We start from the raw sequence: 23,774 nt of genomic DNA on the forward strand, positions 1-23,774 counted from the left end.
CGGCTGTCAGCCGCCGGTCACGCTCATATGCCGGGGCACCGCCGGGCCGGAATGGCGCCGGTCGATGACGAAATCATGGCCCTTGGGCTTGCGGGCGATGGCTTCGCGGATGGCGCCATCGAGCAAGCCGTCGTCTTGCGACGCGCGAAGCGGGCTTCGCAGATCGGCAGCGTCGTCATGGCCCAAGCACATATAAAGCGTGCCGGTGCAGGTGAGGCGCACGCGATTGCAGCTCTCGCAAAAATTATGCGTCAGCGGCGTGATGAAGCCCAGGCGTTGGCCGGTCTCCTTCACGTCGAAATAGCGCGCCGGACCGCCGGTGCGATAGCCGGTCTCGGCGAGCGTCCAGTTCTGCTGGATGCGCGCGCGCAGCAGCGACAGCGGCAGATATTGGTCGAGGCGCGCGGCGTCGCCGATCTCGCCCATCGGCATCACTTCGATGAACACCAGATCGAAGCCTTCCTCGCCGCACCACGCGATCATGCGGTCGACTTCGTCTTCGTTCTGGCCCTTCAACGCCACGGCGTTGATCTTGACGGATAGCCCCGCGCGCTTGGCCGCTTGCAGCCCGTCGAGCACGACGTCGAGCTTGCCCCAGCGCGTCAGTTTTTCGAACTTGGCGGGATCGAGCGTGTCGAGCGACACGTTGATGCGTTTGACGCCCGCTTCGGCCAAGCCTTCCGCATGCTTGGTCAACTGCGAGCCGTTGGTGGTGAGCGTCAGTTCCTCGAGCGCGCCGGTCTTCAGATGCCGGCCGAGCGCCCGAATGAGAGTCATCACATTGCGCCGGACCAAGGGCTCGCCGCCGGTCAAACGCAGCTTGCGCACGCCCATGCGCACGAAGGCCGAGCACAGCCGATCCATTTCCTCCAGCGACAGCATTTCCGCCTTGGGGAGGAACGTCATGTCCTCTGCCATGCAATAGACGCAGCGGAAATCGCAGCGATCCGTGACCGACACGCGCAGATACGAAATCGCGCGGGCAAACGGGTCGATCAGCGGCGCAGAACCGGGGGGCAGGTGGTTGCCGTCCATCCCCGTTATATACGGCCGGGAATAAGGCTTCTCAAGAGCCCGTCGTGTTCGCAATTGCGAAATACATGAAGAAAAGGGCATTTTGATCCCGATGGATGCGGATCGTCCCCAGATCGCCGGTGTCGTGCTGGCCGGTGGCTTGTCCCGCCGTATGGGCGGCGGGGATAAGGCGCTGCGCCTGCTGGCCGGCAAGCCGATGCTCGGCCATGTGCTGGATCGTGCGGCGCGCCAGGTCGGCGCGCTGGTCCTCAACGCCAATGGCGATTCGTCGCGCTTCGCCGAATTCGGTTTGCCCTGCGTCGCCGATTCGGTGCCGGGCTTCGCGGGGCCTTTAGCCGGCGTCCTGGCGGGGCTGGATTGGGCGGCGACGCACGTACCGGAGGCCGAGCTTGTCGCGAGCTTCCCCAGCGACGCGCCCTTCCTGCCGCGCGATATGGTTCGGCGGCTTTACGATGCGCGCGACGGGGCGGCGATCGCGATCGCATCGTCGGGCGGGCGCACGCATCCGGTGTGCGGGCTCTGGCCCGTGGCGTTGCGCGACGATCTGCGCCGCGCGTTGATCGACGAGAATATCCGCAAGGTCGAAACCTGGATCGCGCGCCACAAAAGCGTCGTGGTCGATTTTGCGATCGATCCGATCGATCCGTTTTTCAACGCCAACGCGCCGGACGATCTGGCGCGCGCCGAAGCGTTGCTGCGCTAGGCCTCGTCCGGATCGGCCGGGCGCAATTCGATCGTGCCCGCGTCGATCAGCAGCTTGCCCGCGTGTTCGAAATTCACCGTCACGCGGTTGCCGATGGCCGATTGAACTTGGCCCAGGCCCCATTCGGGCTTGTCGGGGTGGCGGACGTAATCGCCGGGTGCCAGACGCGTCATGATGCGGGCGAGAATAGCGCCGCCGCCCAGAGGTTGCTAGGTTGCTCCCATGGATGAGTCGGAACTTCGTTTGCTGGAGCTGATCGCGGCGCGCATGTGCCACGATTTGGTGGGCCCCGTGGGCGCGTCGGTCAACGGCGCCGAATTGCTGGCGGAGGGCGAGGCGGCGGACGCCGAAGTCGTGCGCCTGATCGGCCAATCGGCGCGCCAGGCGAGCCGCCGCTTGCAGGTGTTCCGCGTCGCTTACGGCACGCCGGGCGCATTGTCCGGCGGACGGCCCTTCGCGCAAGCCGGGCAATTGCTCGCGGCGATGCTGGAAGGCGAGAAAGCTTCTGTCGATTGGCAAGTTGACGCGACGCTGGACGCCGCTTGCGGGCGCGTGGGCGCCAGGCTCGCGTTGCTGGTGGCGCTGATCGGCGTCGAAGCGCTGGCACGCGGCGGCGTATTACGCGTATCGGGCGCCGTTTCGGGCGCACGCGCGACGATCGAAGCGCAGGCCACCGGTCCCAACGCCAAATTCCCGGACGAAACGGCAGCGGCATTGCGCGGTTCCATACCGCTCGCCCAGATGACCGCGAAAGCGGCACCGGCCGAACTCGCGCGGCGTTTGGCTGCGGCGGCGGGCGGCGGCTTGGAATTGGCCGAAACGCCGGCGGGGCCCGTGCTGCGCGCGACGCTGGGCGCCGAGCTTTCATCTTAATTTAAGCCGTTCTCGGCAAAACTGCCGGTCGTCGGGTTCTACCCGTCGTGCCAACGCTTTACGGTTGGCGTCGGCAGGGGCCCATGTATATTCCTGGTTCGTCCCGCAAGACGTAACGGGACGGAGGTGGGCCGGATGAAAACATTCCTCGTGGTCGACGATTCGCGCGTTATTCGCAACGTGGCGCGGCGCATTTTGGAGGCGTTGTCCTTCAAAGTGGAGGAAGCGGCCGACGGCCAGCAAGCGCTCGATTCCTGCAAGCGCGCGATGCCCGACGCGATCCTGCTCGACTGGAACATGCCGGTGATGGACGGAATTCAGTTCCTGCGCGCGCTGCGCGCCGCACCCGGCGGCGACGCGCCGATCGTGTTGTTCTGCACGACGGAGACGGAGCTCGCCAAGATCCAAACCGCGATCGAAGCGGGGGCGAACGAATACATCATGAAGCCGTTCGACAGCGAGATCGTCGAATCGAAACTTTCGCAGGTGGGGCTGCTGTAGATGTCGATCGGCGCCGACGCGACCAAGACGGCCGCGACAGGCCCGTCGCCCGTTCGGGTGATGGTGGTCGACGATTCCGCCGTCATCCGCGGGCTGATCACGCGCGCGTTGGAGGTCGATCCCGGCATTCAAGTCGTCGCGACGGTATCCAACGGGCAGCTCGCGGTGTCGCAAATGTCGCGCAGCGATGTCGACGTGATCGTGCTCGACATCGAAATGCCGGTGATGGACGGGCTGACGGCGCTGCCCGAATTGTTGAAGGCCGCCCCCGACGTCAAAATCATCATGGCGTCGACGCTGACCCAGCGGAACGCCCAGGTCAGCATCGAGGCGCTGCAAAAGGGCGCGTCCGACTATATCCCCAAGCCCAGCTCGACCGGCGAAATCCACGGCTCGGCCGATTTCAAACGCGACCTGATCGAGAAGGTCAAAGCGCTCGGCCGCGTTCGCCGCGACCGGCGCGACCGCAACAAGGCCGCCGGCATTCCCGAAGCGAAACCGGCCCCCGCCGCGCGCGCGACGGCCGCACCGGGTGCGCGCTCGTCGCTGTTGTCGCCCACTTCGCCCGTGGTGTTGCGGCCCTTCGCGCGCTCGAATCCGCAGATCGTCGGGATCGGCTCGTCGACAGGCGGGCCGCAAGCTTTGTTCACGGTGCTGGGCAATCTGCCCGCGTCGTTCAAGCTGCCGATCGTCATCACCCAACATATGCCGGCGACGTTCACGACGATCTTGGCCGAGCATATCGCGCGCGTCGCCAAGCGCCCGTCGGCGGAGGGCCGCGACGGCGAGTCGATCGAGCCCGGCAAGATCTATCTGGCACCCGGCGACAACCACATGGTCGTCGAAACGCAAGGCACGCAGAAGATCATCCGCCTGAATAAAAACCCGCCCGAGAATTTCTGCCGCCCGGCGGTCGATCCGATGTTCCGCAGCCTCGCCGCCGCCTATGGCCCCAGCGTGCTGGGCGTGGTGCTGACCGGCATGGGCTCGGACGGCGCCAAAGGCGGGCGCGTGCTGGTCGATGCGGGCGCCAACGTCATCGCGCAGGACGAAGCGAGCTCGGTCGTCTGGGGCATGCCGGGCGCCGCGGCGCAAGCGGGCATCTGCTCGGCGTTGCTGCCGATCGACAAGGTCGCCGGCGAGATCGCGCGCATCGCGGGGATCCGCGCATGAAGCCCGACGATTTCGCCTTTTTCACCAAATACATCTACGACCAGAGCGGCATCGTTCTGGGGGCGGACAAGATGTATTTGATCGAAAGCCGCCTCGCCCCCGTCGCGCGCAAATTCAATCTCGCCTCGATCGATCTGCTCGTCACGCAATTGCGCGGCGGTCGCGACGCTACTTTGCAGCGCGAAGTCGTCGACGCGATGACGACGAACGAGTCGTTCTTCTTCCGCGATGGCAAGCCGTTCGATCAGTTCAAGTCGGTGGTGTTGCCCCAGCTTCTCGCCAATCGCGCGGCGAAGAAAAGCTTCCGCATCTGGTGTGCGGCCGCGTCGACGGGGCAGGAGCCCTACACGATCGCGATGATCCTCAAGGAAGCCGCGTTGCAGCTGACCGGCTGGCGCTACGAGATCGTCGGCACCGATTTGTCGACCGAAGCGCTCGACCGCGCCAAGAGCGGCATCTACACCCAGTTCGAAGTGCAGCGCGGCCTGCCGATCCAATTGCTGGTGAAGTATTTCAAGCAGCAGGGCGACAAATGGCAGATCGCGCCCGAGATCCGCGCGATGGTGCAGTATCGCAACTTCAACCTGCTGCACGATTTCGCGGGGCTCGGCGGGTTCGACGTCGTGTTCTGCCGCAACGTGCTGATCTATTTCGATCAGAAAACGAAGGGCAGCATCCTCGAGCGCATCGCCAAGCTGATGCCGCCCGACGGCTTGCTCTATCTGGGCGGGGCCGAAACCGTGCTCGGCGTCACCGAGAAATTCCAGCCGATGCCCAACCAGCGCGGCATCTATCAGCTCACCGGAAAATGACTCAAGGCGGCCCTTAGGCCGCCTTGCCGCCCTTGGTCGGCTGCGGGTCGCGCAGCACGTAGCCGCGGCCCCAGACGGTTTCGATATAGTTGTCGCCCTCGCAGGCGGTCGACAGCTTCTTGCGCAGCTTGCAGACGAACACGTCGATGATCTTGAGCTCGGGCTCGTCGATGCCACCATAGAGATGGTTCAAGAACATCTCCTTGGTCAGCGTCGTGCCTTTGCGCAGCGAGAGCAGTTCGAGAATCGCGTATTCCTTGCCCGTCAGGTGCAAGGGCTTGGCGCCCGCATCGACCGTGCGCGTTTCGAGATTGACGGTCAGGCGCCCGGTCTTGATCGTCGATTGCGAATGGCCCTTGGCGCGGCGCACGATCGCGTGAATGCGCGCGATCAATTCGCGCTTGTCGAACGGTTTGGTCAGATAATCGTCGGCGCCGAAGCCCAGGCCCTTGATCTTGGCGTCGAGATCGGCGAGGCCCGAGAGGATCAGCACCGGCGTTTTGATCCGCGCCTGGCGGAAGCGGCGCAAGACCTCGTAGCCGTCCATGTCGGGCAGCATCAGATCGAGCAGGATGATGTCGTAATCGTAGAGCTTGCCGATTTCGAGCCCGTCTTCGCCCATGTCGGAGACGTCGCAAACGAAACCTTCTTGCTTCAGCATCAACTCGATCGACTTGGCCGTGGCCTGATCGTCTTCGACCAGCAGGACGCGCATGAGCGGGACTCCTTGTTGCCGGTTCCTTAAGGGCTGACCGGCAGGTTAACATCTTGGGCAAATAGTTAACAAAAAAGGTTAACGAATTACTGTCTGCCGAAGGGTTAACCGCGATTCGCCGCAAAATAAACGTCAATGTTTTCAATGTAATGAGCCCGGCTTAGGGCTTCGTTAATCATCGGGGATTAAGCTCGAATTCGAGCAAAATGCGGATTAACGAACCATGCCCGCTGCCGAGCTGATCGCCTCCATCGGGCAGATCCCCGATTATCGCTACTACGGCCGCGTCACGGCCGTGCAAGGCATGCTCGTCGAAATCGGCGGCGTGGAGGACATGCTCGCCATCGGGTCGCGCTGCGCGATCACGACGCGCGACCGCCGCCGCGTGCCCTGCGAGGTCGTCGGCTTCCGCAGCGGCAAGGCGCTGCTGATGGCCTATGGCTCGGTCGACGGCATCGGCGTGGGCAGCCGCGCTGAAATCGTCGATAGCGAGCCGGTCGTCTATCCCCATCACGGGTGGCTGGGCCGCGTCGTCAACGCGCTGGGCGAGCCGGTGGACGGCAAGGGCCCGCTGCCGATGGGCCCGGCACCCTATTTCATCAAAGCCGCCCCGCCATCGGCGCATCGCCGCCAGCGCGTGCGCGGCAAGATCGATCTTGGCATCCGCGCCATCAACACGTTCCTGACCTGCTGCCGCGGCCAGCGCATGGGCATTTTCGCGGGCTCGGGCGTGGGCAAATCGTCGGTCATGTCGATGATGACGCGCTTCACCGCCGCCGACATCGTGGTGATCGGCCTGATCGGCGAACGCGGCCGCGAAGTGCAGGAATTCATCCAGGACGATCTTGGCCCCGAAGGCCTCGCGCGTTCGGTCGTCGTCGTCGCCACGGGCGATGAATCGCCGCTGATGCGCCGTCAGGCGGCGTATCTGACGCTGACCGTCGCCGAATATTTCCGCGATCACGATCGCGACGTGCTGTGCCTGATGGACTCCGTCACGCGCTTCGCGATGGCGCAGCGCGAGATCGGCTTGTCGGCGGGCGAGCCGCCGGCATCCAAGGGCTATACGCCATCGGTCTTCGCCGAGTTGCCGCGCCTGCTGGAACGCGCGGGGCCGGGCATCGGCCATGGCTCGATCACGGGCCTCTTCACCGTGCTGGTCGAGGGCGACGATACGAACGAACCGATTTCCGACGCGGTGCGCGGCATTCTCGACGGGCATATCATCCTCGATCGCGCGATCGGCGAGCGCGGGCGCTATCCCGCGATCAATATTCTGCGCTCGGTCTCGCGAACCATGCCGGGCTGCAACACGCCGGCGGAAAACGCCGTCGTCCAGCGCGCGCGCGCGTTGATGTCGCAATACGAAGACATGGCCGAAATGATCCGCCTTGGCGCTTATCGGCGCGGCTCCGACCCGATGGTCGACGAGGCGATCCATTTCAATCCGTCGATCGAGGCGTTCCTGAAGCAGGGCAAGCGCGAACATTCGCTGCTGCAGGACGGGTATAGCCAGCTCGCCGAGATCCTCGGCATGGACGATCCGATGATCGTCGGCGGCGAAACCGAAGAACGCGCCCACGCGCGCTGATTAGATGGCCGGGAACTACAAAGGCCTCAACTCGCTGATCCGCCTGTCGGACGCCGCACTCAACGACCGGCGCCGCGAACTCAACGCGTTGCAGGAACGCGAGGAGGAGATCAAGCGCAAGCTCGACGAGCTCGAGGAAGAAAAGCTCCGCGAGCAATCCTTGTCGCGCGAGCTGGAGGCGGGTGCCTTCGCCTATTCCGGCTACGCGCAAGGGACGATCCATCGGCGCAAGGAGCTGGAGCGCCAGCTCGCCGCGTTGCAGCCGATGCTGGAACAGGCGCGCGACGCGATGGCCGAGGCGTTCCAGGAACTGAAGCGTTATCAGATCGCGCTCGACCTGCGCAAAAAGTCGGACAAGGAAGCCGCCGACCGCAAGGCGACGATCGCGATGGACGAAATCAGCCTCAACATGCATCGCCGCAATCAGGCGGGGGCGGAAGGCCTTTAGGCCATCATCCCGCGATCTTGCTTGGCGATTTCCTCGACCGGATTGACCGGAAACTTCGCCATCGATTGGAAATAGATTTTGCCCGCGAGGCCCGCGAGCGAGCAGCCTTCCAAAAATACGACTTCGATTTCGTCGCGCATATCGGGCGGGATCGCTGTATGCGTACGCAAGATCAAATCGAGCGACGGTTTGCGCATCAAACCGTCGACCTGCACCTCGCCGAACTGGCTGTAATCGAGTTCGACGATGAAACGCTCGGTCTTGCGGCCTTGCGCGTCCTTCTTGGTTTCGCGGCGCGAGAACAGGCGCATCTGCGACAGGTTCTGCCCGTCCCACACGGGCACATAGGCGGCACGCCAATCGCCCGGCGCATTGGCCTGGCGCTGCATTTCCTTGAGATCGCCATCCAGGCGTTGCAGCACGTCGCCGCGCCCGGCGCGCTCCAACGCCGTCGTGACCTGTTCGCCCAGCAACGCGCGCGCATCGGTGCGCTCGCCCGACAGGAAGGACAGAACTTGCGTGGCGAGTTTCGGTCCCGGGCGCGGCAAACCGTCGTCGAGCACGCGCTTGGCAAGGCCCGGATCGGTGTCGCTCAGCACCTTGATCGCGTCTTTGAGCGACGGCCAATCGCGCGATAGCGCGGCCCCCGATTTCAAGGGCACGTCGCCCGCGACGATGTTCTTGGCGAGTTGCGGCAGCGTCACTTCGACCGCCAGGCGCGCGCCTTCGGCGGGTTTGGGCACGCCTTGCGGCCATTGCAGCGCGAAACGGCCCAGCGAGGTTTCCAACATCGTCTGGCCACCCGCCGTGTGCGCCACGACGCGCGCGGTCAATGTCTGCCCGAAATTCGAGGCGGGCGCTTGCGGTGCCGCTTGCGTGGTTTGCGCGGCAGCCCCTTCGGGCAGCACGCGAACCTGAACGCTTTGCCCGACCTGCACGGTCTGTGCGGGTGTCGCCGCCGCTTGCGGGGCGGAGGGCGACGGTTGCGGATTGGTCGGGGCCGCGATCAACGTCGCCTTTGCCTGCACCGTCGGTTGGGCTTGCGTCGCCGTCTGCGCGATCTGGGTGATCGGGGCTTGCGGCGCCTGTTGCTGCGGCTGCGCGGTTTGCGCAGTTTGCGCGGCTTGCGCGGCTTGCGCGGCTTGCGCGGCTTGCGCGGGCGGTTGTTGAACCTGCTGCACCTGGGCTTGCGGCGCTTGCGGCGTGCCGCCCAGTGCCAGCGTGACCGTCGCCCCTTGCGGCAAGGGCATCGGCAGCTTGACCGCAACCTGACCTTGCTGGGTCTGGATCAGCGTCGCGCCGTTCTGGTCCGTGCCCTGGACCTGGCCTTGTACGACCGGCATCTGCGGCGGCATCTGGCCGATCACTTTGGCCAGCGACATTTGCTGGTTCGCCGCCATGATCGCGTTGCGCAGATCGGCGGGAAGCTGCGTGACTTGTGCGACGACGCGCTGGAAATCCTGCGCGCTTACCGTCGTCGCCGTCGTGGCGGCGGCCGCACCCATCCCCGGCGGGAGGATCGAGCCGCTCACCGCACGCTCAGACGCGGTCGATCAGGCGCTGCGCGATCGCTTCGACATCGACCGCCGCGTTGGCGCCGGGATGGCGCACGGGCAGCGGCGTCTGGGCGTGAATCGCGTCGCGCACGCGGCCGTCGCGGCGCACGGTGCCGAGCAGGCCGGGCTCGAATTTCAGGAATTCGCGGCAGGCCTTGGCGAGCGTTTCGTGAATGCGCTGGCCTTGCGTCGGGTTCGACGTGCAATTCACCACGACGCGCACATCGGTCCGCTGGCGGTTGATCGTCAGCACTTTGACGAACGCATACGCGTCGGTGAGCGACGTCGGCTCGTCGTTGGTGACGATCACACAAGTGCGCGAGAGGGCGGCGAGGCCGCGCGTATGCGCCTCGATGCCCGCCCCCAGATCGATGATCGTCGCGTCGTAATCGGCCGAGAGTTCGTAAAGATCGCGGACCAATTGCGCGAAGCGCGTTTGGGGCAGCGTGGCGAGATTGCCCGAGCCCGAGCGCCCGGCCAGGATGTCGAAATTGCCGGCCCCATAAGCGGTCACGCATTCGCGCAGCGGATGGGAGCCCGAGAAATAATGGCCGAGGTCGCGCTGCGGGAACAGGCCGAGCTGGATGTCGACGTTCGCGAGGCCCAGATCGCCGTCGAACAGCAGGACCTTCAAGCCCTTTCGCGCGAGCGACGCGGCCAGCGTGATCGAGAACCAGGTTTTGCCCACACCGCCTTTGCCCGAGGCGACGGCGACGATCCCGAGACCTTGGCGCGCTTGCGGCGTGTCCGCCGGATCGGCGGCATCGCGATAGGCGAAGTTCAGGGCATGGACGGTGCTCACGATACGGCCTCCGTTTGGGCTTCGCGCCGGATCGCATTGGCGGAAGCGACGAGGATGCGGGCGAAACGCTCGGCGTCGAGCGGTTCGAGGGCGTCGGCGGGGGACGGCGACACCGCCGCCTCCGCGAAGGAATAGGTGCCGGACGCGGCGGCGGCGAGCAGGCCGCCCATGCGCCGCGCGGCGTCGAGCCTTGTGGGCACGATGCGCGTGGCGCCGGTCTTGGTGAAGGATTCGCCGATCTCCACGCTTTCGATCGGATCGAGCCCGGCGGGCAAGGCGAGCAATGCGTCGCCACCCGACGCGACGACGAAGCGCGCGGTCGCGGCGATCTCGGCCTGCGAGAACGGGTTCGCGGCGGCGGTGTCGACGATCAGCAGCGCATCGTTGCGCGACGCGCGCACGAAACGCGCGAGGTCTTCGGGCGCTTCGGCGATGTCGAAGTCGATACCCAGGATATTGGCGAAAGATGCGAGGGCCGGCACGCCGCCCGCCGAATTGCGATCGCAGGTGATGAGGCGCACGGGCTCGCCGTCGAGCACGGCTTGGGTGGCGATCTTGGCGGCGACCAGCGTTTTACCCGACGCCGGCGGGCCGACGATGACGAGGGGGGCGCCGGATGTGCGGCGCATCAGCGGATCGAAACGGTAAAGACCCGCCAAGCGCTTGGCCAGCGCCGCCCCCACGCTGGGAATGCCCGCGCGCCGGCCCAGCAGCGACGGGCCGTCGAGCACGCGCCGGCGGAGCATCGGCGGCACGTTGTGATAGGCGAGGATTTGATCGATCGGATCGGCTTCGGGCGGCTGCGGACGCGCGCGGCCGAAAGCCGGGCCTTGCGGTGCTTCGAATTCGTCCTCGAGCTCGGCCACGTCGCGCGGCTCGTAAGCGGGCTCGGGCGCGTCGGGGGCGGCTTCGAGTGCTGCGACCACGCGCACCAGATCGCCTTGCGTTTCGGTCGACACCACCAAGGCTTCGTCGCCCAATTCGCGGCGGATCTGGGCGATCGCGTCTTCGGCGGTGGCGGCGGTGTAGGATTTGAGGCGCATTTACATTCGTCCTCAGATCGAGCCGACGGTTTTGATCCGCGCGCGCGGATGGATTTCGTTTTGCGACATCACGACCGTCGCGGGGCGGAAGCGTTCGATGATCGAGCGCACGAAGGGCCGCGCCAGGGGGCTGGTCAGCAGCACCGGGCTTTCGCCCATCAGGGCGTGGCGTTCGAACACCGTGCGCACCGATTGGATGAATTCCTGCAAGCGCGACGGCGGCATCGAAAGCTGACGATCGTCGCCTTGGCCGACGATGGATTCGGCGAAGCTCTGCTCCCATTCCGGCCCCAGCGTGACCAGCGGGATGAACTGGCCGTCGGCCGAGTTCTGTTCGCAGATCTGGCGGGCGAGGCGCGCGCGCACATGTTCGGTGATCGCGGTGATGTTGCGCGTATGGCCGGCCGATTCCGACACGGCTTCCAGGATCGCGGGCAGATCGCGGATCGACACGCGTTCGGCCAGCAGGTTCTGCAGCGTGCGCTGCAAGCCGCCGACGGTGATCGACGAGGGAATAAGCTCTTCGACCAGCTTCTTGTGTTCCTTGGGCAGGTCGTCGAGCAGCTTCTGCGTTTCCGAATAGGAAAGCAGATCGGACATATGGTCCTTCACGATCTCGGTCAGATGCGTGGTGATGACCGTCTGCGGATCGACGACCGTCAGGCCCTTGAACATCGCTTCTTCGCGCAAGGCTTCGTCGACCCACATCGCGGGCAATCCGAATGTCGGTTCCTTCGTCGCCTCGCCCGGCAGCGGGATCGTATCGCCGCGCGGGTCCATAATCAGCAATTGACCGGGGCGCAGATCGCCGCGGCCCGCGACGATTTCCTTGATGCGGATGCAATACTCGGTCGACGGCAGCTGCATATTGTCTTGGATGCGCACCGAAGGCATGACGAAGCCTTGATCGGCGGCGAGCTGGCGGCGCAGCGCCTTGATCTGGTCGGTCAGCTTCTGGCCCTTGTCGGCGTTGATCAGCGACAACAGGCCGTAGCCGAGTTCGAGGCGGATCAAATCGATATGCAGCGACGCCTGGATCGGTTCTTCGGGCGGCGGCGGGGGCGTGTCGGCGATCTGCTTCTGGATCGCGGCCTCGACTTCCGTCTTCTTGACGTTTTCGAGCATCACATAGCCGGCGTATCCGGCCGCCGCCGACAGAATCGCGAAAGGCAGGAAGGGCAGGCCGGGCATGACGGCAAGCGCGCCGGTCAGGATCGAGCACAGCACCAGCGCCTTGGGATAGCCGCCGAGCTGGCCGATCAGCGCCTTGTCGGCCGCACCGCGCACGCCCGACTTCGTCACGAGCAAGCCGGCGGCGATCGAAGTGATGAGGGCGGGGACCTGGCTGACCAGACCGTCGCCGATGGTCAGCAGCGTGTAATACTGCGCGGCCTGGGCGAAGTTGAGGCCGTGCGCCGTCGTGCCGATGATGAGGCCCGCGACGATATTGATGAAGGTGATGAGCAAGGCGGCGACGGCGTCGCCGCGCACGAATTTCGCGGCACCGTCCATCGAGCCGAAGAACTGGCTTTCGTCCTCCAGCTCCTGGCGGCGCTTGCGCGCCGTGCCTTCGTCGATCAAACCGGCCGACAGATCGGCGTCGATCGCCATCTGCTTGCCGGGCATCGCGTCCAAGGTGAAGCGCGCGGACACTTCCGCGATGCGCCCCGAACCCTTGGTGATGACGACGAAGTTCACGATCACCAGGATCGCGAACACGATCACGCCGATGATGAAGCTGCCGCCCATCAGCAGCGCGCCGAAGGCCTGAATGACCGCACCCGCGGCTTGCGGGCCTTCGTGGCCGTGGCTGAGGATGAGACGCGTGGTGGCGAGGTTCAGCGCCAAGCGCATCAGCGTCGAAATCAGCAGGACGGTAGGGAAGGAGCTGAAATCCAGCGGCCGCTGGATGAACAGCGAGACGAGCAGGATGAGGACCGAGAAGGTGATCGACAACGCGAGGAAGATGTCGAGCAGCCATGTCGGCAGCGGAATCAGCAGAACCAGGACGATGCCGAACACGCCCAACGCCAGCATGATGTCCGTCTGACGGCCAAGGCCGTTCAGTCGATCCATCAAGGTCGGGCCTTGCGCGGCGCCGCCGGTATCGGGCGGCGGGGCTTCGGCGGCGGCGGGCTCTGCCATGCGCGTTTATCCGATCAGAACGCCGCGCGCGGCTCGCCGCCTTGCGGGGGCGGCGGCGCGAAGCCTTGGTCGGAATAGATCTTCAGCTTGTTGCGCAGCGTGCGGATCGAAATTCCCAGGATATTCGCCGCATGCGTGCGGTTGCCCAGGCAATGGCTCAGCGTGTCGATGATCAGCTCGCGCTCGACATCTTCGACCGTGCGGCCGACGAGACCCGGCTTCGGACCGCCGGGTGCCGTTTGCGCGCCGCCGCTTTGCGATGCGGCGGTCGGGGCGGGACGGTCGTCGGCGCGCGTGGCCCCTTGCAGGACGATCGCTTCCGCGCCGATGGTCGGGCCCTTGGACAGCAGCACCGCGCGATGGATGGTGTTCTCGAGTTCGCGCACATTGCCGCGCCACGCATGCGCGCGCAGCATCGCTTTGGCTTCGGGCGCGATCTCGCGCGCCTCGGCGCCGTTGGCTTCGGCGTATTTGCGCAGGAAATGGTCGGCCAGCACCTCGATATCGGCGGGGCGCGCGCGCAACGGCGGCAAGCGCAGCGTGACGACGTTGAGGCGGAAATAGAGATCCTCGCGGAAGCGGCCGGCGCGCACTTCGGCTTCGAGATCGCGGTTGGTCGAGGCGAGGATGCGGATATCGACCTTGATCGGCGTGGTGCCGCCCACGCGGTCGATCACGCGTTCCTGGATCGCGCGCAGCAGCTTCGCCTGCAAGCGCATATCCATCTCGCCCAATTCGTCGAGGAACAGCGTGCCGCTATCGGCTTCTTCGAACTTGCCCACGCGGCGCGCGACGGCGCCGGTGAAGGCGCCCTTTTCGTGGCCGAACAATTCGCTTTCCAGCAGATTGTCGGGGATCGCCGCGCAGTTCACGCAGATGATCGGGGCACCCGCGCGCTTGCTTTTGGCGTGGATATAGCGCGCCATCAACTCCTTGCCCGTGCCGCTTTCGCCGGTGATCAGGATCGACGCGTCCGACGCGGCGACGCGATCGGCCAGGCGCAGCGTATCGGCCATCGCCGGGTCCTTGAACACGATCGCCGAGCTTTCCTCGGTGACGGCCGCCAGCACGGCGGCGATCAGCTCGGGTTCCGGGGGCAAGGGGATATATTCCTTCGCCCCCGCCTTGATCGCGCGCACGGCGGCGGCGGAATCCGTGCCGATGCCGCAAGCGACGACAGGCACGTGGATGCGCTCGGCGCGCAAGCCTTCGACCAAGGCGCCGACATCCAGGCCCACGTCGACCATGACGAGATCGGCCCCCTTGCCGCCGCGCAAGGCTTCCATGCCCCGTTCGACGCTGTCGACCTGGCTCACCTTCGCGCCGCGCGCGATGGCGATTTTGGCCGCGGTGGAGACCTGTCCCGAAAGTGTGCCGACGATCAGCAAGCGCATGGTGTCTACTTTCGGCTTAGGAGCGATCGACCTTGACGATTTCGGTCATGGTCACGCCCAGGCGTTCGTCCACGACCACGACTTCGCCGCGCGCGACGAGACGGTTGTTGACGTAGATGTCGATCGCTTCGCCGACCTTGCGGTCGAGTTCGACGACGGCGCCGCGACCCAGCTTGAGGAGCTGGTTGACCTGCATCGTCGCCTTGCCGAGCACGGCGGAAACCGTGACGGGAATGTCGTAGACGGCTTCCAGCTCCTTGGCGGTGCGCGCCTGGCGCTGGGCGTCGCCGCCCGCCGCGTTCGCCGCGGCTGCGGCCATCGCGGGATCGCCCGCCATGGCCTTGGCCATGTCGAGATCGTCGAAATTCGGCTTTTCGTCGGCCATTGATGTTCTCCTTTATAGGTTCAAGACGCGCCCGCACCCGGCTTCATCGCCAAGTAGCGTTCGATCGCGTCTTCGATTTCCTTCCAGATATCGGCGACGTTGCGTTCGGCCCCGCCGTCGGCCCATTCGATGCGCGTATCGGTGATCGGCAGGCCGGGTTCCGGCATGACGACCAAGCGTCCGGCGAACCCGTACTGGGTGCCGAGCGTTTCGAGCTTGGCGCGCACCGCCTCGGCGAGGTCGGGGGCGACCTTGACGACGATGCGCGGTTCCTCGGCCAGGCGCGAAAGGCAATCGCGGGCGAGGGCTTCGATCTCCTCGATCGCGCGCTGATCGGCCATCGCGGGCAAAAGTTTGCGCGCCATGGCGCCCATCGCGGTGACGGCCCCGGCGGCGGCTTCCTCGCGCGCGCGGTGGGCGGCTTCGACCGCTTCGGGCAGCGTGGCGCCGATGGCGGCCAGCGCTTGGGCGGTCAGCGATGCGGCATCCGACAGCGCTTCTTGCCGGCCCTGTTCGTAGCCGGCGAGCTTGCCTTCCTCGAACGCGTTCTTCTTGAAGATATCGACTTCGGCTTCGGAAAAATGCTTGGGCTTGCGGCGCACGACGACCGGCGCGGGCTGGCCGTCGTCGCCGACGGCACCGGTGAATTCTTCTTCGAACAGGAATTTGCTGATGGCGGGCATCGCGTTTCCTTAGACCGAAAGTCGCACGGCGGTTTCGTTGGCGAAGCGATCGATCAGCGCTTCGAGTTCCGAAGCGTCGAGCGGTTCGAGGGTTTTCATCGCGCCCGTCAGGGCGGAAAGCTCGTTCGCGTCCAACGCGGCGGCGAGGCGCGAGGCGGCTGCTTCGTCGAGGGCGAGCAGCAACGCGGCGGCGCGTTGGGCCCCTTGCGGGTTCACGCGGCGGCGCGGCGGCGTGCTGGGCGAGCGATATTGCGGAAGGGTCATTTGTCTATACGCCTATCCGATCAGGTTTCCTGGTACATCCAGGTGCGAAGAATGGCGACGGCCTCTTCGGGGTGCTTCTCGACGATCTCGCCGATCTTCTTGATCGACGATGCGCGCACGCGGCCTTCGACCTGGGCGATGTCGATCATCTGTTCGATCTCGCTGGGGCCTTCCATGCCGGGGGCGGGTCCGCCCAAGGCGCCGGGCATGCCGCCGGCCGCACCGGGCAGCAGCTGGGCTTGCGCCGCCGCTTGCTCGGCCGCCGCGCGTTCCTGCTCGCGCTTCTCCTGCGCCGATTTCAGCACGTGGTTGATGATCGGACGCGCGACCAGCAGGATGACCAGCAACGCGACGATCGCCATCACGAAGACTTCGGCGATGCGCATGATGTCCTGTTTCGAGAAATCGAACAGGCCCGGCTCCGTCGTATCGACGGGCAATTCCTCGGGCGCGTAGAATTGCAGATTGACGAGCTCGAGCGTGTCGCCGCGGCGCTGGTCGTAGCCGACGGCGGTGCGCACCAGCGACGTCAAACGCTGCATTTCCTCTTCCGAACGCGGCTGCCATTGGCGTTCGCCGCCGGTGCCGGTCGTGTTGCCGTCGACCAGCACGGCGGCGGTCAAGCGGCGGATCACGCCCTGCTCGCGCACATGCTGCGTCACCGTCTTGGTGATTTCGAAATTCGTTGTTTCCTCGGTGCGCGTGCCCCGATTGGTGGTGCGGGGCCCGCCCGAATCCTGGCCGCTATCGGGCAAATTGTTCTGCACCGTGACTTGGGCGGCTTGTTCCGAGGCTTCGTTGTTCTCGCTGACCGTCTGGGTCGAGCGCACGACCTGGCCGTCGGGATCGAAGCTTTCCTTGTTGGTGACGATGCGGTCGAAATCGAGATCGATCGACACTTCCGCGCGCACCTTGCCGGGGCCGACGACGCGCTCGAGCACCGTCTCGATGGTGCGCGACAGGCGCTGTTCGTAGCCGCGGCGCAGTTCCTCGGCCGAGTTGTTGAGCGCCGAGGGATCGTCGCCTTCGGCCTGACCGCGCGCGAGCAGATTGCCGCGATCGTCGATCACCGACACGCGCACGGGACGCAAGCCGGGTACAGCGGCGGCGACGAGCGATTGGATCGCCTGGACCTGCTGGCGGGGCAGGCGGTTATTCGCGTCGCGCATGCGGATGATGACCGACGCGGTCGGTTCCTGGCGCTCGCGGTTGAACAGATCGCGGCGCGGCACGACCAAATGCACGCGCGCGTTCTGCACGGGCTGCAACGCGCTGATCGTGCGCGCGAGCTCGCCTTCGAGCGCGCGCACCTGATTCAGCTGCTGCATGAAGTTGGTCTGGCCGAGCGCTTCGCCGCGGTCGAAGATCTCGTAACCGATCGAGCCGCCGCGCGGGATGCCCGTCTCGGCGAAGCTCAAACGCAGGCGCAAGACGCGGTCGTCCGGCACCATGATCGTGTTGCCGCCGTTGCGCAGCTCGAACGGGACCTGCTGCTGCTCCAGGCGTGCGGTAATCTGTGCCGCATCCTGGGGCGCCAGATCGCTATAAAGGAGACCCATCGGCGGCTGAGACAGCCGCATGGAAAAGAAAAAGAAAAATCCCAGCAGGCCGACCGCTACCGCGCCCAGCAAGGACAAGCGCAGCGGCCCTAATTGCCGCAAAGTCTCGCCGAATCCGCCCATTTTGCTCTTCCCTCGACCGGCTGGCCCGATTTCGCGCGAAATCGAGCTAACTGCCCGAAAAACCAATCAAAGTTTGGAAAACGATGGCGCCGGAATTGGCACAATTTTATCCAAACTTTGATAAGTATCGTAGGGAAGATGCGTGAAGAGAAGGTTAATACCCGGCAGAATTTTCCCACCAAGTGGGAAATTTTTGCCGATTCACGAAGACTCTAGCGGCAGACTCTAGAGTCAAATTGGAGCGTTAACTTTCGCCCTTCGCCCAGTATTCCTTCAGCCGTGTCGTCCGCAGGCCCCGTGTGCCATGGCGTTCGATCAGCCGCTGCCAAGATTGGAATTCCTCGGCCGACAGCGAATAGGTCCGGCAGGCGTCCTCGGCGGTCAATTGGCCGGCTTTTACGGCCTCGACGATCGCGGCTTTGCGCCGGACCACCCAGCGCTGGGTGCCGGGTGCGGGCAGGGCGATCGGCTTGCGGTTCGAAGATACCGCCTTTTGTTCCGCCATGCGGAATGTCGGTGCGTCGAACGTGGCAAAGGGGCGCGAAGATGTTTCGGTCATGAACTCGGCGGCGGCGCCGTCATAAGGGCGGAATGCGCCGGACTCTAGGGGAAGCGCGCTTAAGCAATCGTTGACGTCGTCGGTGTTCATCCGGGCTCTCCGGGCTTGAGGCAATCGTGCGGGCATAAAAGCAAAGTCAAAGTCAAATCGCGGCGGCCGAGCGTGTAGCGCTTGCACCGTCCGCAGTCGCGCAGCCACGCGGAAGGATCGCGCGCCACGATGGGGTCGAGCGCGCCGATCGCCGCGAACGGGGCGGGGCGCACGCGCGATAGGCCCGGCTCGTCGGCATGCGGATCGGGATCCGACCGCCAGCCGATGCCCGGCACGAAGCGCCACAGGAATTCGTATTCGGCGCGCACGCCGCCATCGTCCATGACCGCGAAGCCGGTCGCGACGGGTTTGCGCGAATTTTCGTCCGGGGCGGGCAGCAGCCGTTCCCAAGCCTGGGCGGAATGGCGCAGCAGCAATGGTTCGACGACCAGCGGCTTGCCGCCCGGTGTGGCGCGCCACACCAGCACATGCGCTTCGCCGCCCCGCGGCAGTTTGACCTGATAGGCGCCGTCCGTCCGCCAATCGCCGCTCGCCGCGCGCCGGGCGTTCGCGTCGGTCCACAAAGGCTCGGCGAAACCGTCGAGCAGCTTGGCGAAAGACGCACCGCCCGCGCGCATTCCCGCCGCCTCGCGCGCGGCGAGGCTGGCGGCGGCCAAAGCCGCGGCGTGGGCGATGCGCGTCGACATAAGCTAAACCTCCGCTCAGCTCGGCGTGGGGGCCGTACCGCGCACGGCGCCCAGTTGGCTCAGCGGCAGGGTGACGCCATCGACCGTCAGCATCGTGGTGCCGTTGATGAAGCGCACGTCCGACACGACGCCGGTGATGACCGTCTTGACGGTGATGTTCTGCGCGGCCGCGTTCTGCGCCACGACTTCGACCTTGTAGTCGCCGTCGGGGACTTGCGCGCCGGTATCCGACGTGCCGTTCCACTCGACGGCGTTGCGGCCGGCCTTGTTGGTGCCTTCCATACGACGGACCAGCGCGCCGTCCTTGTCGTAGATGTTGATGATCGTGCGCGAGGCTTCCTCGGGCAGTTCGTAGGTGACGACGCCGACGCTGTCGACGAGGCCGACGACGCTGCCGTTGAGATCGACTTCCTTGCCGATATAGCTGACGGCGTTGCCCGCCTGAGAGCTCTTCTGCAGCGCGATCAGCGTTTCCAGATTCTGGTTCTGGCGGATCGACTGTTCGACCGACGAGAACTGGACGAGCTGCTGGGTGAACTGCGTCGTGTCCATCGGCGACAGCGGGTTCTGGTTCTGCAACTGCGCGGTCAGCAGCTTCAGGAACGTGTCGAAGTTCTTGCCGAAGGTCGCGGCGGAAGCCGCCGAGGCGCCGGTCGCGGCGCCGCCGCTGGCGTAGTTGGTGGTGATGGAGCCGGACATGGTTCTATCTCCTGAAAATCAGACGGCCAAATCGAGGCCGCCGGCGGCCCGACGGGCCGCGCGGTAATTGGCATGGATGGGGGCGGGAGCAGCGGTGGACGCATTGTCGTCGCCGCCGTCGCGGCCGGCGCGGCCGCGCTGATCGCGGCCCAGATCGGCGAAGGCTTGCGCGTTTTCGCGGTTGTCCCCGCGCATCGAGAAGTTCAGGCCGCCCGCATCGGGTTTAAGACCGGCTTCCTGCAACGCGCGTTCGAGTTGGCGGCTGTCGTTGCGCAAGGCTTCCAGCGTGTGGGCCTGTTCGGCGGCGAAGGACGCGCGCAGCGTGCCGTCGCGGCCGACTTCGAGCTTGACGTCGATGCGGCCGAGTTCGGTGGGGTTGAGGCGGATCGTGATCTGGTTGTGGCCGTCGTCGACCGCCTTGCGCACATGCACGGCGACTTGTTCATGCGGCGGCACGATCGGCGCGCGGGGCTTGGCGTCGGCCGTGCTTTGCGTCGCTTGGGCGTTTTGCGCGCGGTCGAGCGCTTGGCCGAACATCGGATTGGCGTCGGCGGGCTTAACGCTGGGCTTGGCCTTGTCGTCGCCGGCGAGGGCGGCGTTGGCCGCCTTGTCGGCGTCGAGCGTGATTTCGCCGTTGCCGGCTTGCGCTTGCGCGCTCGCCTGCACGGCCAGCGCCACGACGGGAGCGACCGGGGCGGCCATCGCCATCGGCTGCGACAGCGTGACGATCATTTGGCCTTTGGCATCGGCCTTCGCGTCGACTTTGGCCTCCGCCTTGGCTTCGCCGTCGTCGTTCGCGGCGGCGGCGGCCATCACGGCGGGATTGGCCGCACCCCGCATCACGAAGTCGGCGAAATCCTCTTCGATCGCTTCGGCGGCTTGCGGCTTCACGCCGGGATGGGCGCCGGTCGCGAGTTCGAGCTGTTGCTTGGCGGCCTTGGCGTCCGCGCCGGCGGCGACGACGGCTTCGCCGCCCTCGACCGGGGTTTCGCCCGCTTCGCCGTTCATCTTGGCCATCATCAGGCCGATCTGGTGCGCGGCGGCAAGGGCCGACATCTTCACCAGTTCGGGCGACACGCCGGTCGACACATTCGCGTCGGCATCCGCGGTTTCGATCTTGGCTTGCGTATCCGTGTCGACGCTCGCCTCGTCGGCGGCGGCGTTGTCGGCCGGCTTTGCGACGACGACGTCCGTATCTTTCGCGTCGGCCTCCGTCACGGGCTCGGCCTTGTCGGAAACGGGTTTCTCGGCGGCCGCTTTATCGGCGTGCACCTTTTCCGCGTGGGCCTTTTCGGCCTGCGCCTTCTCGGCCTGCGCGGGGCGATCGGTCTTCTCGGGACGCTCCGCCTTTTCCGGACGCTCGTTACGCTCGGGCCGCTCGGCGCGTTCCGGACGATCGTTGCGATCGTTGCGCTGCGGGCGGGCGCTGAAATCCTCGTTGTGCGTTTCGCGGCGCGCGGCCGTGGGGGCGGCGGAACGCGACTTGTTATCCGCCTGGCCCAGCAACTGGGCGAAGCGCTCGCCCGAATTGTCGGCGAAGCGGCGGGGCTGGCTGGCCTGGCCGTTGTCGGTACGCAGCAGGCTCTCGAGGGCGGACAAATCCATTGGTGCGAACTCGCGTTCGGGGTTTTTGGTCTTCCCCTTCTCAGCAAGCCCGAGGCCAATAACTAACGCATTGAAATAACGTGATTTACGCTCCGGCCAAGGCGGCGAAAAAGACCTGCGCGGAAGAATTCACCCGGCAGTTTTTTCCCGTTCGCGCGCTTCCGCCATCGCCAGGAATGCGCCGTCGAGATCGCGCGCAAAGCGTTGCGCATCGCCCAATTCGCGACGCGAAATCTCGCCACGCAGCGCGGCGCGCAAAGCGGCACGCTTGCCCGCGTCGCGCGCGAGTTCGACCGCCACACGTATATAGGCGTCGGGATCATGCGCGATCCATTCGGGATGACCCGCACGGGTCAGCAGGGCGGCGGCTGTGCGACCCGCCGGCCGCGTGCCCAACAGCGTGACGACGGGTACCCCCATCGCCAAAGCCTCGCAGGTCGTCGTGACGCCGTTATAAGGGAAGGTGTCGAGCGCCACGTCGATGCCGTTATAAAGGTCGAGATGGGCGCGCGGATTTTCGACCCGCGACAGCAGGATGACGCGATCGCGCGCGACGCCGCGTTTCTCGAACTGCGCCTGCGCGGCTTGGGCGACCGTAGGATCGGTTAAAGCGCGGTTCTTCAGAACAAGCCGCGCTTCCGGAACTTGGCGCAGAATCTCGGCCCACAATGCCAAGCACGGCGCCGAATGCTTCGGCCAGATATTGAACGAGCCGAAGACAGGGGCGGCGTTTCCGCTCACGCGCGGCTCGGGCGTGCCCTCGGGCGGCGCGTAGCAATGAATGCCCTGCGGCATCAACCACGGCGCTTCGGGTCCCGCCTGCGGCTCGGGATCGCAGATCGCATCGCTCAAGCGCCAATCGATCGCGGGCAAACCGGTGGGATCGGCATAGCCGAGCCAGCTTGCCTGCACGGGGGCGGGGCGGCGGGCGAACACATCCAGCCGATTGCCCGCGGTATGTCCGGCAAGATCGACCAGAACGTCGATCCCGTCTTCGCGGATGCGCGCGGCCACGGCGTCCGCATTTTGGCCGATCGTCGTGCGCCATTGATCGAAGCCGGGTTTCAGCTTGGCGCTGATCGCGTCTTCGTTGGCGAGTTCGGAATAGGCGTAAAGCGCGATCTTATCCTTCGCGCGCGCGGCCAGATAAGGCAGCAGAAACCACGCGACCGAATGCGAACGCAGATCGGGCGACACGAAGCCCACACGCAATTTGCCGTCGCGTTTGCGCAAAGCGGGGGCGGGTGGCGTTTGCGGGTAATGACGTGCGGCCCATTGCGTGGCGGCGTCGCGGGCCCGTTCGCGCGTGATTGCGGGATCGAACAGCCTGGCGTAAAGCGCGTTGGCGCCGGCGATCGGATCGCCGGCGATCGCTTCCCATTCGTTGCGCGCGGCGACGGCATCGCCCGCATCGAGGATCGCGGCGGCGAGGTTGGCGCGGGCGGGGCCATGGCCGGGATCGGCTTTCAACGCCGCAAGACACGCATCGCGGGCACCCGAAATATCGCCGCGCTCGGTCAGCATCGCGCCGAGATTGGCCAGCGTGATCGCGTTGTTGGGTTCGAGCGCGGCCGCGCGTTTCAGCGCTTCGATGGCGCCGTCGATATCGCCCATCGCGCGGCGCGCATTGCCGAGATTGGCGACCAGCGGTCCCCAACCGCACTCGGCGGCGGGGGCGAGCACGCCCAAGGCTTCCGACGCGCGACCGAGATCGAGGAGTGCCGCCCCCAGCCCGTTGATCGCCGCAATCTCGCCGGGCGCAAGCGTCAGCACGCGACGGTAATCGTCGATCGCGGCGGCGGCATCGCCTTGCGCGTGTTTGGCGAGTGCGAGGCCCAGCCACGCCTGCACGTCGCCAGGATTGCCGGTGGCGAGGATCGTAAAATGCGCGATCGCGGTGGCGTTGTCGCCGCCCGTCAAGGCGGCGCGCGCCAGCATCGCGCGGGCGGGGGCGAGATTGGGATCGAGCGTCAACGCGGTGTGCGCTGCGGCAAGGGCGGGGGCATTCTGGCCTAATGCGATCAGCACATTGGCGCGATTGAGATGGAAGGGCGCTACCCTGGGCGACAGCCCGATCGCCCGATCGATCTGGGCGAGCCCCTCCATCGCATGGCCCGCTTGATAAAGCAGTACGCCCAGCAGATGGGGAATGGCCGGATCGAATGGGGCGGCGGCTTGCGCTTCCATATAAAGCGCATGCGCTTCGTTAAGGCGGCCGGCCTGATGATGGGCCATCGCCTGCGCGAGAATCGATTCGGCCATGGGTGGATTATAAGGACGGGTGCAAATTCCCGCGCTTTCCCTTAATCTTATCGTTAATCTTTTCGCGCATTCTATAAGGCGCCGAAATCGGGGGCGGGTGCCCCCGG

The 23,774-nt window shown here is 65.7% G+C and carries 25 protein-coding genes; 8 read left to right on the top strand and 17 right to left on the bottom strand.

The window, feature by feature from the left end; translation table 11 throughout:
- Positions 1-6: 6 nt before the first annotated feature.
- On the bottom strand, positions 7-1,035 hold the full coding sequence (moaA, locus tag J0H39_08030) for a GTP 3',8-cyclase MoaA (protein ID MBN9496688.1): 1,029 nt from the start codon (positions 1,033-1,035) through the stop codon (positions 7-9).
- Positions 1,036-1,126: 91 nt separating this feature from the next.
- Between moaA and mobA the strand changes: the two genes are divergently transcribed.
- Positions 1,127-1,738 (top strand): molybdenum cofactor guanylyltransferase MobA, encoded by a 612-nt coding sequence (mobA, locus tag J0H39_08035; GenBank protein MBN9496689.1) that lies wholly within the window; start codon positions 1,127-1,129, stop codon positions 1,736-1,738.
- Here mobA and J0H39_08040 read toward each other — a convergent pair.
- Positions 1,735-1,914, bottom strand: a complete 180-nt coding sequence (locus J0H39_08040) for a DUF3553 domain-containing protein (protein ID MBN9496690.1) — start codon at positions 1,912-1,914, stop codon at positions 1,735-1,737. The genes mobA and J0H39_08040 overlap by 4 nt on opposite strands.
- A gap of 46 nt (positions 1,915-1,960) precedes the next feature.
- Between J0H39_08040 and J0H39_08045 the strand changes: the two genes are divergently transcribed.
- The 4 genes from J0H39_08045 to J0H39_08060 all read left to right on the top strand — a co-directional run bounded on the left by J0H39_08045 (position 1,961) and on the right by J0H39_08060 (position 5,097).
- Entirely contained in the window at positions 1,961-2,611 is a 651-nt protein-coding gene (locus J0H39_08045; GenBank protein MBN9496691.1) for a hypothetical protein, read from the top strand.
- A gap of 135 nt (positions 2,612-2,746) precedes the next feature.
- The gene (locus J0H39_08050; protein ID MBN9496692.1) at positions 2,747-3,112 is read left to right on the top strand and encodes a response regulator; all 366 of its coding nucleotides are present in this window, start codon (positions 2,747-2,749) and stop codon (positions 3,110-3,112) included.
- On the top strand, positions 3,113-4,285 hold the full coding sequence (locus J0H39_08055; protein ID MBN9496693.1) for a chemotaxis response regulator protein-glutamate methylesterase: 1,173 nt from the start codon (positions 3,113-3,115) through the stop codon (positions 4,283-4,285).
- On the top strand, positions 4,282-5,097 hold the full coding sequence (locus tag J0H39_08060; protein ID MBN9496694.1) for a protein-glutamate O-methyltransferase CheR: 816 nt from the start codon (positions 4,282-4,284) through the stop codon (positions 5,095-5,097). The genes J0H39_08055 and J0H39_08060 overlap by 4 nt, the downstream gene beginning before the upstream one ends.
- Before the next feature lie 13 nt (positions 5,098-5,110).
- Here J0H39_08060 and J0H39_08065 read toward each other — a convergent pair whose 3' ends face one another.
- Positions 5,111-5,812, bottom strand: a complete 702-nt coding sequence (locus J0H39_08065) for a response regulator transcription factor (protein MBN9496695.1) — start codon at positions 5,810-5,812, stop codon at positions 5,111-5,113.
- Between the two features lie 223 nt (positions 5,813-6,035).
- On the opposite strand from J0H39_08065, the gene fliI reads away from it, so the two are divergent.
- Positions 6,036-7,403 (top strand): flagellar protein export ATPase FliI, encoded by a 1,368-nt coding sequence (fliI, locus tag J0H39_08070; protein MBN9496696.1) that lies wholly within the window; start codon positions 6,036-6,038, stop codon positions 7,401-7,403.
- Between the two features lie 4 nt (positions 7,404-7,407).
- Positions 7,408-7,851, top strand: coding sequence for a flagellar FliJ family protein (locus J0H39_08075; protein ID MBN9496697.1), 444 nt, complete (start codon positions 7,408-7,410; stop codon positions 7,849-7,851).
- On the opposite strand, the gene J0H39_08080 is transcribed toward J0H39_08075, so the two are convergent.
- From J0H39_08080 to fliF, 9 genes are read right to left on the bottom strand one after another with little or no spacing between them, the layout of a single operon-like run.
- Positions 7,848-9,383 (bottom strand): hypothetical protein, encoded by a 1,536-nt coding sequence (locus tag J0H39_08080; GenBank protein ID MBN9496698.1) that lies wholly within the window; start codon positions 9,381-9,383, stop codon positions 7,848-7,850. The genes J0H39_08075 and J0H39_08080 overlap by 4 nt on opposite strands.
- A gap of 7 nt (positions 9,384-9,390) precedes the next feature.
- A complete protein-coding gene (locus J0H39_08085) occupies positions 9,391-10,212 on the bottom strand; it encodes a MinD/ParA family protein (GenBank protein ID MBN9496699.1) in 822 nt (273 codons plus the stop codon).
- Positions 10,206-11,252, bottom strand: a complete 1,047-nt coding sequence (locus J0H39_08090) for a hypothetical protein (protein ID MBN9496700.1) — start codon at positions 11,250-11,252, stop codon at positions 10,206-10,208. Before J0H39_08090 ends, J0H39_08085 begins: the two co-directional genes overlap by 7 nt.
- 12 nt (positions 11,253-11,264) lie before the next feature.
- Entirely contained in the window at positions 11,265-13,397 is a 2,133-nt protein-coding gene (gene flhA / locus J0H39_08095; GenBank protein MBN9496701.1) for a flagellar biosynthesis protein FlhA, read from the bottom strand.
- Positions 13,398-13,411: 14 nt separating this feature from the next.
- Complete coding sequence (locus tag J0H39_08100) at positions 13,412-14,791, bottom strand: sigma-54-dependent Fis family transcriptional regulator (GenBank protein ID MBN9496702.1); 1,380 nt, start codon at positions 14,789-14,791, stop codon at positions 13,412-13,414.
- A gap of 16 nt (positions 14,792-14,807) precedes the next feature.
- The gene (gene fliN / locus J0H39_08105; protein MBN9496703.1) at positions 14,808-15,176 is read right to left on the bottom strand and encodes a flagellar motor switch protein FliN; all 369 of its coding nucleotides are present in this window, start codon (positions 15,174-15,176) and stop codon (positions 14,808-14,810) included.
- Between the two features lie 20 nt (positions 15,177-15,196).
- Positions 15,197-15,859, bottom strand: coding sequence for a hypothetical protein (locus tag J0H39_08110; protein ID MBN9496704.1), 663 nt, complete (start codon positions 15,857-15,859; stop codon positions 15,197-15,199).
- Positions 15,860-15,868: 9 nt separating this feature from the next.
- Complete coding sequence (locus tag J0H39_08115; GenBank protein ID MBN9496705.1) at positions 15,869-16,123, bottom strand: hypothetical protein; 255 nt, start codon at positions 16,121-16,123, stop codon at positions 15,869-15,871.
- Between the two features lie 20 nt (positions 16,124-16,143).
- Positions 16,144-17,805 (bottom strand): flagellar M-ring protein FliF, encoded by a 1,662-nt coding sequence (fliF, locus tag J0H39_08120; protein ID MBN9496706.1) that lies wholly within the window; start codon positions 17,803-17,805, stop codon positions 16,144-16,146.
- Here fliF and J0H39_08125 point away from each other — a divergent pair.
- The gene (locus J0H39_08125; GenBank protein MBN9496707.1) at positions 17,702-17,926 is read left to right on the top strand and encodes a hypothetical protein; all 225 of its coding nucleotides are present in this window, start codon (positions 17,702-17,704) and stop codon (positions 17,924-17,926) included. The two genes, fliF and J0H39_08125, sit on opposite strands and share 104 nt — an antisense overlap.
- Positions 17,927-18,049: 123 nt before the next feature.
- Here J0H39_08125 and J0H39_08130 read toward each other — a convergent pair whose 3' ends face one another.
- The 5 genes from J0H39_08130 to J0H39_08150 all read right to left on the bottom strand — a co-directional run bounded on the left by J0H39_08130 (position 18,050) and on the right by J0H39_08150 (position 23,667).
- Positions 18,050-18,310, bottom strand: a complete 261-nt coding sequence (locus J0H39_08130) for a DUF1153 domain-containing protein (protein ID MBN9496708.1) — start codon at positions 18,308-18,310, stop codon at positions 18,050-18,052.
- A gap of 140 nt (positions 18,311-18,450) precedes the next feature.
- A complete protein-coding gene (locus J0H39_08135) occupies positions 18,451-19,101 on the bottom strand; it encodes a hypothetical protein (protein MBN9496709.1) in 651 nt (216 codons plus the stop codon).
- A gap of 15 nt (positions 19,102-19,116) precedes the next feature.
- Positions 19,117-19,800 (bottom strand): flagellar hook assembly protein FlgD, encoded by a 684-nt coding sequence (locus J0H39_08140; protein MBN9496710.1) that lies wholly within the window; start codon positions 19,798-19,800, stop codon positions 19,117-19,119.
- Positions 19,801-19,818: 18 nt separating this feature from the next.
- Positions 19,819-21,405 (bottom strand): flagellar hook-length control protein FliK, encoded by a 1,587-nt coding sequence (locus J0H39_08145; GenBank protein MBN9496711.1) that lies wholly within the window; start codon positions 21,403-21,405, stop codon positions 19,819-19,821.
- A 129-nt stretch (positions 21,406-21,534) separates the two neighbouring features.
- A complete protein-coding gene (locus tag J0H39_08150; GenBank protein ID MBN9496712.1) occupies positions 21,535-23,667 on the bottom strand; it encodes a tetratricopeptide repeat protein in 2,133 nt (710 codons plus the stop codon).
- Positions 23,668-23,774: the final 107 nt, after the last annotated feature.

It is taken from the genome of Alphaproteobacteria bacterium (assembly GCA_017308135.1).
Taxonomy (GTDB): Bacteria; Pseudomonadota; Alphaproteobacteria; order CACIAM-22H2; family CACIAM-22H2; genus Tagaea.

What these genes read in the sequence shown, in the direction of transcription:
- moaA (MBN9496688.1), bottom strand. Translation starts at nt 1,035, where the DNA reads ATGGACGGCAACCACCTGCCCCCCGGTTCTGCGCCGCTGATCGACCCG.
- mobA (MBN9496689.1), top strand. Translation starts at nt 1,127, where the DNA reads ATGGATGCGGATCGTCCCCAGATCGCCGGTGTCGTGCTGGCCGGTGGC.
- J0H39_08045 (MBN9496691.1), top strand. Translation starts at nt 1,961, where the DNA reads ATGGATGAGTCGGAACTTCGTTTGCTGGAGCTGATCGCGGCGCGCATG.
- J0H39_08050 (MBN9496692.1), top strand. Translation starts at nt 2,747, where the DNA reads ATGAAAACATTCCTCGTGGTCGACGATTCGCGCGTTATTCGCAACGTG.
- J0H39_08055 (MBN9496693.1), top strand. Translation starts at nt 3,113, where the DNA reads ATGTCGATCGGCGCCGACGCGACCAAGACGGCCGCGACAGGCCCGTCG.
- J0H39_08060 (MBN9496694.1), top strand. Translation starts at nt 4,282, where the DNA reads ATGAAGCCCGACGATTTCGCCTTTTTCACCAAATACATCTACGACCAG.
- J0H39_08065 (MBN9496695.1), bottom strand. Translation starts at nt 5,812, where the DNA reads ATGCGCGTCCTGCTGGTCGAAGACGATCAGGCCACGGCCAAGTCGATC.
- fliI (MBN9496696.1), top strand. Translation starts at nt 6,036, where the DNA reads ATGCCCGCTGCCGAGCTGATCGCCTCCATCGGGCAGATCCCCGATTAT.
- J0H39_08075 (MBN9496697.1), top strand. Translation starts at nt 7,408, where the DNA reads ATGGCCGGGAACTACAAAGGCCTCAACTCGCTGATCCGCCTGTCGGAC.
- J0H39_08090 (MBN9496700.1), bottom strand. Translation starts at nt 11,252, where the DNA reads ATGCGCCTCAAATCCTACACCGCCGCCACCGCCGAAGACGCGATCGCC.
- flhA (MBN9496701.1), bottom strand. Translation starts at nt 13,397, where the DNA reads ATGGCAGAGCCCGCCGCCGCCGAAGCCCCGCCGCCCGATACCGGCGGC.
- J0H39_08100 (MBN9496702.1), bottom strand. Translation starts at nt 14,791, where the DNA reads ATGCGCTTGCTGATCGTCGGCACACTTTCGGGACAGGTCTCCACCGCG.
- fliN (MBN9496703.1), bottom strand. Translation starts at nt 15,176, where the DNA reads ATGGCCGACGAAAAGCCGAATTTCGACGATCTCGACATGGCCAAGGCC.
- J0H39_08110 (MBN9496704.1), bottom strand. Translation starts at nt 15,859, where the DNA reads ATGCCCGCCATCAGCAAATTCCTGTTCGAAGAAGAATTCACCGGTGCC.
- J0H39_08115 (MBN9496705.1), bottom strand. Translation starts at nt 16,123, where the DNA reads ATGACCCTTCCGCAATATCGCTCGCCCAGCACGCCGCCGCGCCGCCGC.
- J0H39_08125 (MBN9496707.1), top strand. Translation starts at nt 17,702, where the DNA reads ATGGAAAAGAAAAAGAAAAATCCCAGCAGGCCGACCGCTACCGCGCCC.
- fliF (MBN9496706.1), bottom strand. Translation starts at nt 17,805, where the DNA reads ATGGGCGGATTCGGCGAGACTTTGCGGCAATTAGGGCCGCTGCGCTTG.
- J0H39_08130 (MBN9496708.1), bottom strand. Translation starts at nt 18,310, where the DNA reads ATGGCGGAACAAAAGGCGGTATCTTCGAACCGCAAGCCGATCGCCCTG.
- J0H39_08135 (MBN9496709.1), bottom strand. Translation starts at nt 19,101, where the DNA reads ATGTCGACGCGCATCGCCCACGCCGCGGCTTTGGCCGCCGCCAGCCTC.
- J0H39_08140 (MBN9496710.1), bottom strand. Translation starts at nt 19,800, where the DNA reads ATGTCCGGCTCCATCACCACCAACTACGCCAGCGGCGGCGCCGCGACC.
- J0H39_08145 (MBN9496711.1), bottom strand. Translation starts at nt 21,405, where the DNA reads ATGGATTTGTCCGCCCTCGAGAGCCTGCTGCGTACCGACAACGGCCAG.
- J0H39_08150 (MBN9496712.1), bottom strand. Translation starts at nt 23,667, where the DNA reads ATGGCCGAATCGATTCTCGCGCAGGCGATGGCCCATCATCAGGCCGGC.